Origin of the sequence: Streptomyces sp. SID3343, from assembly GCF_009865215.1 — a bacterium.
GTDB lineage: Bacteria > Actinomycetota > Actinomycetes > Streptomycetales > Streptomycetaceae > Embleya.
The window spans coordinates 1-6,550 of record NZ_WWJX01000384.1; the positions used below are offsets into that span (position 1 = coordinate 1).

At 70.5% G+C, this 6,550-nt stretch carries 7 protein-coding genes and 1 pseudogene; 4 read left to right on the plus strand and 4 right to left on the minus strand.

Going from position 1 to position 6,550, the window contains the following annotated elements; translation table 11 throughout:
• Nucleotides 1-316 precede the first annotated feature (316 nt).
• The gene (locus tag GT354_RS12990; RefSeq protein ID WP_161356458.1) at nt 317-1,375 is read right to left on the minus strand and encodes an NAD(P)-dependent oxidoreductase; all 1,059 of its coding nucleotides are present in this window, start codon (nt 1,373-1,375) and stop codon (nt 317-319) included.
• Between the two features lie 821 nt (nt 1,376-2,196).
• Complete coding sequence (locus GT354_RS12995; protein ID WP_161356459.1) at nt 2,197-3,069, minus strand: ketopantoate reductase family protein; 873 nt, start codon at nt 3,067-3,069, stop codon at nt 2,197-2,199.
• A gap of 70 nt (nt 3,070-3,139) precedes the next feature.
• Here GT354_RS12995 and GT354_RS53895 point away from each other — a divergent pair, with 70 nt between their 5' ends.
• Nucleotides 3,140-3,769 carry a TetR/AcrR family transcriptional regulator gene (locus GT354_RS53895; protein WP_161356460.1) on the plus strand — a complete coding sequence of 210 codons (630 nt, stop codon included), beginning with the start codon at nt 3,140-3,142 and terminating at the stop codon, nt 3,767-3,769.
• A 32-nt stretch (nt 3,770-3,801) separates the two neighbouring features.
• Here the strand turns inward: GT354_RS53895 and GT354_RS56475 are convergent.
• Nucleotides 3,802-4,169, minus strand: a pseudogene (locus GT354_RS56475) (IS630 family transposase); the annotation flags it as partial.
• Nucleotides 4,170-4,269: 100 nt separating this feature from the next.
• Nucleotides 4,270-4,785, minus strand: coding sequence for an aldo/keto reductase (locus GT354_RS13010; protein WP_161356461.1), 516 nt, complete (start codon nt 4,783-4,785; stop codon nt 4,270-4,272).
• Nucleotides 4,786-4,812: 27 nt separating this feature from the next.
• Here GT354_RS13010 and GT354_RS13015 point away from each other — a divergent pair, with 27 nt between their 5' ends.
• The 3 genes from GT354_RS13015 (at nt 4,813) to GT354_RS13025 (ending at nt 6,308) form a co-directional block, all read left to right on the plus strand.
• Nucleotides 4,813-5,184 carry a hypothetical protein gene (locus GT354_RS13015; protein ID WP_161356462.1) on the plus strand — a complete coding sequence of 124 codons (372 nt, stop codon included), beginning with the start codon at nt 4,813-4,815 and terminating at the stop codon, nt 5,182-5,184.
• A gap of 150 nt (nt 5,185-5,334) precedes the next feature.
• Nucleotides 5,335-5,796 carry a VOC family protein gene (locus tag GT354_RS13020; protein WP_161356463.1) on the plus strand — a complete coding sequence of 154 codons (462 nt, stop codon included), beginning with the start codon at nt 5,335-5,337 and terminating at the stop codon, nt 5,794-5,796.
• The gene (locus GT354_RS13025) at nt 5,793-6,308 is read left to right on the plus strand and encodes a nuclear transport factor 2 family protein (protein ID WP_161356464.1); all 516 of its coding nucleotides are present in this window, start codon (nt 5,793-5,795) and stop codon (nt 6,306-6,308) included. The genes GT354_RS13020 and GT354_RS13025 overlap by 4 nt, the downstream gene beginning before the upstream one ends.
• Nucleotides 6,309-6,550: the final 242 nt, after the last annotated feature.

Here is a 6,550-nt window from a genome sequence, read left to right on the forward strand (position 1 = left end):
AGCGCGGCTGCGGCCAACGCCAGGCAGGTCTTGCCAGGCTTCGTCATCTTGTCTCGCCCCGTTTCTTTCGATGCCCCGGCGCCACCGATTCGGCCGCGCCATGCGGAAGGCGGGCGGGCTCGGCGCCGTTGCGGGCATGCCCACCATCTCCCGAACCTCCGGACCCGGGACATCCGGCCACCGGGACCATCCGAGGTGGGGGCAACCCCCGGTCGAGGTCGCGGCGTTCGGGCCGACGAGGAGGGTGGTCGGCGGGGTGGCGGCGATCGTCCCGCCGAGGCCGCGCCGAGCCCGATGCGGTCGGCCGCGGCGGTTGTTACCGGGCCACCACGGGTACACCGTCCGGGCGGTCGGCCAGCAGGGCCGCGATGTGGTCCGCGCAGTGGAGGGCCGCGGTGGCCATCGCGTTTTTGGTCATGCCGGCGACATGCGGGGTGAGCAGGGCGTTCGGCAGGCCGAACAGCGGCGAGGCGAAGGCTGCGTGCTCGTGCTCGAAGGTGTCGACGGCGGCGGCTGCGAGCGGGTGTGATGGGTCGCGCAGAGCGTCGGCCAGTGCCTGTTCGTCGACGATCGCGCCCCGGGCGGTGTTCAGCAGGATCGACCCCGGACGCATCAGTGCCAACTCCGCCTTACCGATGAGCCCTTGCGTTCGCACAGTGAGCGGCAGGTGCAGGGAGACCACGTCACTGGTCGTCAGCAGTGCGGCGAGGGAGGGGACCACGGGCACCGGCACCTCGACCGGGCGCCGCGAAAGGCCTTGGACCGCCATGCCCAGCGAAGTCGCCCGTTCGGCCAGGACCGACCCGATCCGACCCAGCCCGACGACACCCAGGGTCAGTTCCGACAGTTCCACCGCCGGTGCGGTCGGTGCGCGCCAGTTGCCGCCGTGCGCGGCCTCGTTGTGCGCCGCGAGATCCCGGGTCAGGGCGAGGAGTTGGGCCAAGGCGAACTCGGCGACCGCGTTCGTGTTGGAACCCGGCGTGTGAGTGATCGTGATGCCGTGACGGGCCGCGGCTACCGAATCGACGTGATCGGTGCCCGCTCCGGCTCGGCCGATCACGCGGAGCCGGTGAGTCAACGCGGCGTCCGTCGCCGCCGCCAGGAACGCGGCGCGCAGTGGCACACCGGCACGCGATTTGACCGCGTGGTAGCCGAGTCCGTCCCGGCCGATCTCGGCGAGCAGCGCGGACGCGTCGAAGGCGTCGAAGTCGGTGAAGCCCACCCGGCCGGCCCAGGCGGCCCGCGCCCCGGCGGGATCGGCCACTCGCCGAAGGTTCAGCGTGACGGCGAGCCCGTGGCCGAGCAGACGCTCCAGTTCGCGAGCGAGCAGATCGCCCGGAGCCGCGTCCAGCAGCAGGATTCGGGCCCGCTCCATGTTCGTACCTCTCTGCTCTGCACGGGCTTTGGTGTGATCCAGGTGTCGGTACCCACCGTCGCAGATGTCGCAGAGGTCGCGGTACCCGGGTTTGCGGGACGCCCTTGAAGGCCGGGAGGAGTTCTCGGGCGGTCAGGGCGGCTTGGAGTTGAGGGCTACTTCGGGGTCCAAGGGGTTGGCGCGGGAACGGACGGCGACCGGCCGGCGCCCGCGACGACCGTGATCGGCCCCGGCCCCGGCCGCGAACCGCGTTCCGAGTACGAGGACGGCGTGCGCGGCTTCCTCGGCCTCGGCGACGCCGCCGAGGGGTGGGGGTGGCTGTCCCACCGGCGCAGGCCGACGTGGCCGCGCCCGCTTCCACCGCCACCCCTGAGCCCGACCGCCCCGCTTTCGAGGAGCCGACGCGCCCAACCCGGTGACCTTCATGGGCCTGCCGCCGCCCGACGTCGAGGCCACGTCCGCGCTCTACGCGGCCCTGTGCGACTGGGACTTCAGGCGCCGGCCCGCCGGCTGGGTTCAGCGAGGTGCTTCCCGGCGTCAAGCCCACCTTGGGCATCCGCCGCGAGGATCGCCCCGCGGTGGGTCCGGTGCCGCGCATCTACTGCCGCATCAAGCAACGTTCGTCTGGTAGTGCCGCGCTACTCGAAGGACGTGGCCGCAAACGGGAAGAAGGCCACGCCAACTCCGAAGGCCGGACACGCCGTTGCTACCGAAACGGTCATGAGGTCAGCGGGTGCCGTCTGTGGAGCCGGGGGAGCCGGTTCGAGGACTGTGGGACCGGCGGTGGTGTTGCGTGGTGAGGTTTTGCCGTCCTGGATCGCCTAGCGGGCTTTTGCAGGGGCGCGGAGCTGTTCGGTCAGCCGCTCGAGTTCGGCCGCCATGGCAGGCGAGGGGTCGTTGAGTCCGCTCTGCACGGCGGGCGGGCTCTTCAGGAAGCGCCGGAGCGCGGGCACGATGAGCCCTTGCGGCAGAGCCCGCAACGCGGCGAACGCGCGAGGTACCGGCGGCGTTTCCATCGAGGCGAGGTTCTGCCGCATGAGGTGAAGCATGCCGCGGACCGCTTCCGGGTCGTCGGCCAGCGCTACCGGGCCGCCCGCCGCGTGTACCGCCTGTCCGAGCGGCACCTCGAATGCGGCGTGCGTCCTGAGCCAGGCGTCCATCTGCGGTTCGGCCTTGGCGTTGATCCCGGCGGTACGGAACGTCTCCACGATCCGTTCCAGTCGCGGGGTGGTGCGGCCGTCGGGCTCGCCGATCGGCATCGCGACCCGGCGGGTGACGAAATTGCTCTTGGGGTAGCGGATCACGTCGCCGTCCATCGTGCCGCCCTTCACGGGGAAGCCGAGCAGCACCCGTTCACGGCCGATCGCCGCGCCCAGCGTCTCCGGGCCGGCTGCCCAGTTGAGCAGGAACAGCACGTCACCTTGGACGTCGGCGAGTGATTCCAGCACCGCGTCCACCTGGTGGGTGCGGACGAAGACGGTGATCAGGTCGTACTCGTTGTCCGAGTGCTCGATCACCGGTACCGGTACCCGCCCGACAGCTGGGCTGTCTCCTTCGGCGAGCTGCACGCCGTGGCGGCGCAGAGCGGTCAGGCGCTCACCTCGGGCGAGGAGCGAGACGTCGTGGCCGGCCTCATGCATGCGGACGGCGAACAGGCTGCCGCAAACCCCGGCGCCGTACACGAGCAGCTTCATGGCAGTCTTCTTTCATACGTTCGATTGAATCATACGTTCGTTTCATTCAAACATATGTAGAGTCCCTCGTGTGGCGACCCCAGACACCCGCACCCAGCTCCTCGACGCGGCCGAGCATCTCTTCGCCGAGCACGGATACCGCGGCACCTCGGTCCGCGCGATCACCAAACTCGCCGGAGCGAACCTGGCCGCCGTCGGCTACCACTTCGGGTCGAAGGCGGAGCTGATGGCCGCGGTCGCCCGCCGCGTGATCGAGCCCATCAACGCCGCCCAGTGCGCAGGGCTCGACAAATTGCTCGCCCGGACCCCCGACCCATTGGTCGGCGAACTGGTGGAGGCATTCGCGGGGCCGCTGTTCGACGAGATGTCGGTCGGCGACGAGGACGGCGCCCGGACGTCCCGGCTGATCGTGACGATCCTCAGCGACCCGGCCGAGGAGGTGCGCAGCTGGACCGGCCCGGGCGAGGACACGGTCCGCGAGCGCTACCTCGCAGCCTTCACGCGCGTACTGCCCGGCCTTCCCCCGGAGGAACTGTGGTTCCGGATACGGGGGATCCTTGCCGTGACGGCCGTCGACCGCCTCGAGGTCCACCAGCAGCCCTCCCCAGGCTGCACGCCCCCGGTAGCGGGCGAGGCGGCCCGGCGATGGGCGATCACGTTCCTGACGGCAGCGATGAGTGCGCCACCGACCCGGACCTGACGACCCGAGACAGACGCCGGCGGCGCGGGTCGGGCGGCGTTCACCCTGGGGACGAGGGCAGTGAGGCACGTGTCGGCGGCGTTCTTGTTCCGCCAGATGATGTGGCGGCGGCGGATCATGCTGCCCTGTTCCGTGTGGGTGGCGTGGTCGGTTCCGTCGAGGGCGAAGTAGCGCAGGGCGCCGAACAGGTGCCGCACTCCGTCGTAGCGGTTGTAGGTCGCCCGCCGTCTGCGACCTGGCTCACGGTCGGGGTCCTTGTGCTTGTCGCCGCGACCGGCCCACTGCCGGCCGGGGCGAGGCTTCGGATCGAGCGGCCGAACTCGTCCATGCAAATGGTGACTTCGGGCTCGTCGCCCTCGGGGATGACCTCGCCGTCGGCGATCGCGTAGAGGTGCTCGACGTTCGGGTGCGGGTCGCCTCGTCGGCGTGGTCGAAGTGCTTGGCGTCGCGTACCGCGCGCTAGTCGGAGGAGAGCGCGGCGCCGGCGCGGTACTTGCCGGTCAGCCGGCCGCCGTTGAGCGGGCTGAATACCGTCGCGTCCAGACCGTACCGGCCGCACGTGGGCAGCGCCGCGGCCTCCGCGGCCGGGCGAACGCCGAGTGGGCGAGCTGCTCCACCGCGACGTGCTCGTGGCCGCAGCGCTCGGTGACCCGGCGCGCCTCGACGACGGCCCTCGCGGGCAGCGCGGGGGAGCCGATTGCGCGGACCGTTCGCTGGTGAACCAAGTCGGTGAGTGGGCCCAGGGTTTCGTCCTGGTCGGTGTCGGGGCCGGGGCGGTGCGGTGGGTAGGGATCGAGATGATCGGTGTCCAAGCGGCGCAGGCTGTCCTCCACCGCGCGCATGAGCCACCGGCGCGACGCGCTGCGGCGCAGCGGCTGCGCGTGGTCCATCGCCTCACCGAACTTGGCCGCGAGCACGACGTCGTCGCGGCGGCCCTTGAGGGCCTTGCCCAGGATCTCCTGGGTCTCGCCGAACGCGTACACGTCGGCGGTGTCTTCCTCGCGTGCCTGTCGCACTGGGCGCCGACGTTCGAGGAGTGGATCGTGCCGCTGCTGCCGCGCCATGAGGCGTACAGGATCGGCGAGTACCACCGTTACCACCGTGAGCTCGACGAGACCTGTGCCTTCGACTGGAAGGCGTTCGAGGAGAGTTCGAACGACGAGTACCACGTGTGGTTCGTGTACCGCCGGTTGATCAAGGTTCGCAAGCAGACGGACACCGTCGTGCGCTTCGATGGGCGGATTACGAGTGGGTACAAGCCCCACAGCGACGCGTACGACGTGTCGCTCGATCGGACCAACCTCGGGGAGGAGGACGTGCGCGGAAGCTTCGCGGATCCGCTCGCGCCCGACAGCGCCCGGTGGACGAGGTCGACGGCCCGATCGACTGAAGGTCGACGGTCGGGCGGCCGATGATCCGGATGTACGTCGCGGTCGGGTAGGCCGGTGGGGTGCACCTTCGGCGCTCGGCGCTTCGGCGCCTCGGCGCTTGGGTGCTTGGGTGCTTCGGCGTTCGAAATGTGAAGATCGGAACGTGAGATCAGGAACGTGAGAGGAGTCGCTGCGATGGAACCCACGCTGACCGAGGCTCGCTGGACGCATATTGCGCTGCCGTCGTCCGATCTGGAGGCGGCGATCGAGTTCTACACATCGTTCACCCCGCTCGTGGTGGTGTCGCGACACAGTGACGCCGACGGCGCCAACGCGTGGCTGTCCAACCCGAATCAGGTCGAGACGCCCTTCGTGCTGGTGTTGGTGGGCTTCAACAAGGACAAGGGAAACCCACAGCCGCAGCTGACGCCGTTCGCCCATCTGGGCATGGAGGTGGCCGCGCGCACCGACGTCGACGCCATCGCGGACCGGGCGCGGGAGGCGGGCTGTCTGCACTGGGAGCCGATGGACGTCCCGCCGCCGGTGGGATACATCTGCGCGCTCACGGATCCGGACGGCAATGTCGTGGAGATCTCGCACAATCAGCGGGTGTTCGCGGAAGTACGCGAACTGTGGGGCGACCGGACCAACGCGTGAGCGTCGGCGCGCGAACCCGGATCGCCGCCGAGGCGTATGTCGCGGCGCTCAACACTGGTGACCCGGACCGCATCGCGGCGTGCGTGACCGAGGACTTCCACAACGAGCACACGTCGGCGCTCGGGCGGAGTCTGCGGGGGCGCGCGGCGTATCGGGCGCGACTGCCCGGGTTTTTGGGGGAGTTCCAAGGGTTGCGGTATGTGGTCGAGGACCTGCTGGTCGATGGGGACCGGGCGGCGCTCGCGTACACGATGACGTTTCGCGTGCGGGGCGGCTCGGTGAGTGCGGGTGGCGGGAGCGGGGATGGCGGCTCGGTGGGTGCGAGTGGCGGTGGCGGTGAGGGCTCGGTGAGCGCGAGAGGCGGCAGTGGTGGCGGCTCGGTGGGTGGGGAACCGGTCCGGATCCGGGGGGTGTTTCGGCTGCGGGTGGTGGATGGGCTCGTGGCGCATCGGGTCGACTACTGGGACGGTGCCGAGTTCGCGCGGCAGACGGCGAGGGGAGAGGACCGCTGAGGTGAGGGGCTTTGGGATGGGGGGCTCGGGAGAGGGCTGAGGGGCTTCGGGATCCGCCACCGCCGTCTCCTTCGATGTTCTGCAACTGCGGCGCCGGGCGGGGTGGTTGACGCCGCCGCTACGGCCGTGTCACTGCGGCGACGACGCCGTGCTCGGGGCCGCACGTACGGTGCGGATCGTGTCGGGGCGGGGCGGGGCGCGCTCGGTCGCAAGGCGCTGCACGCGCTGCCGGCCGAGGAACC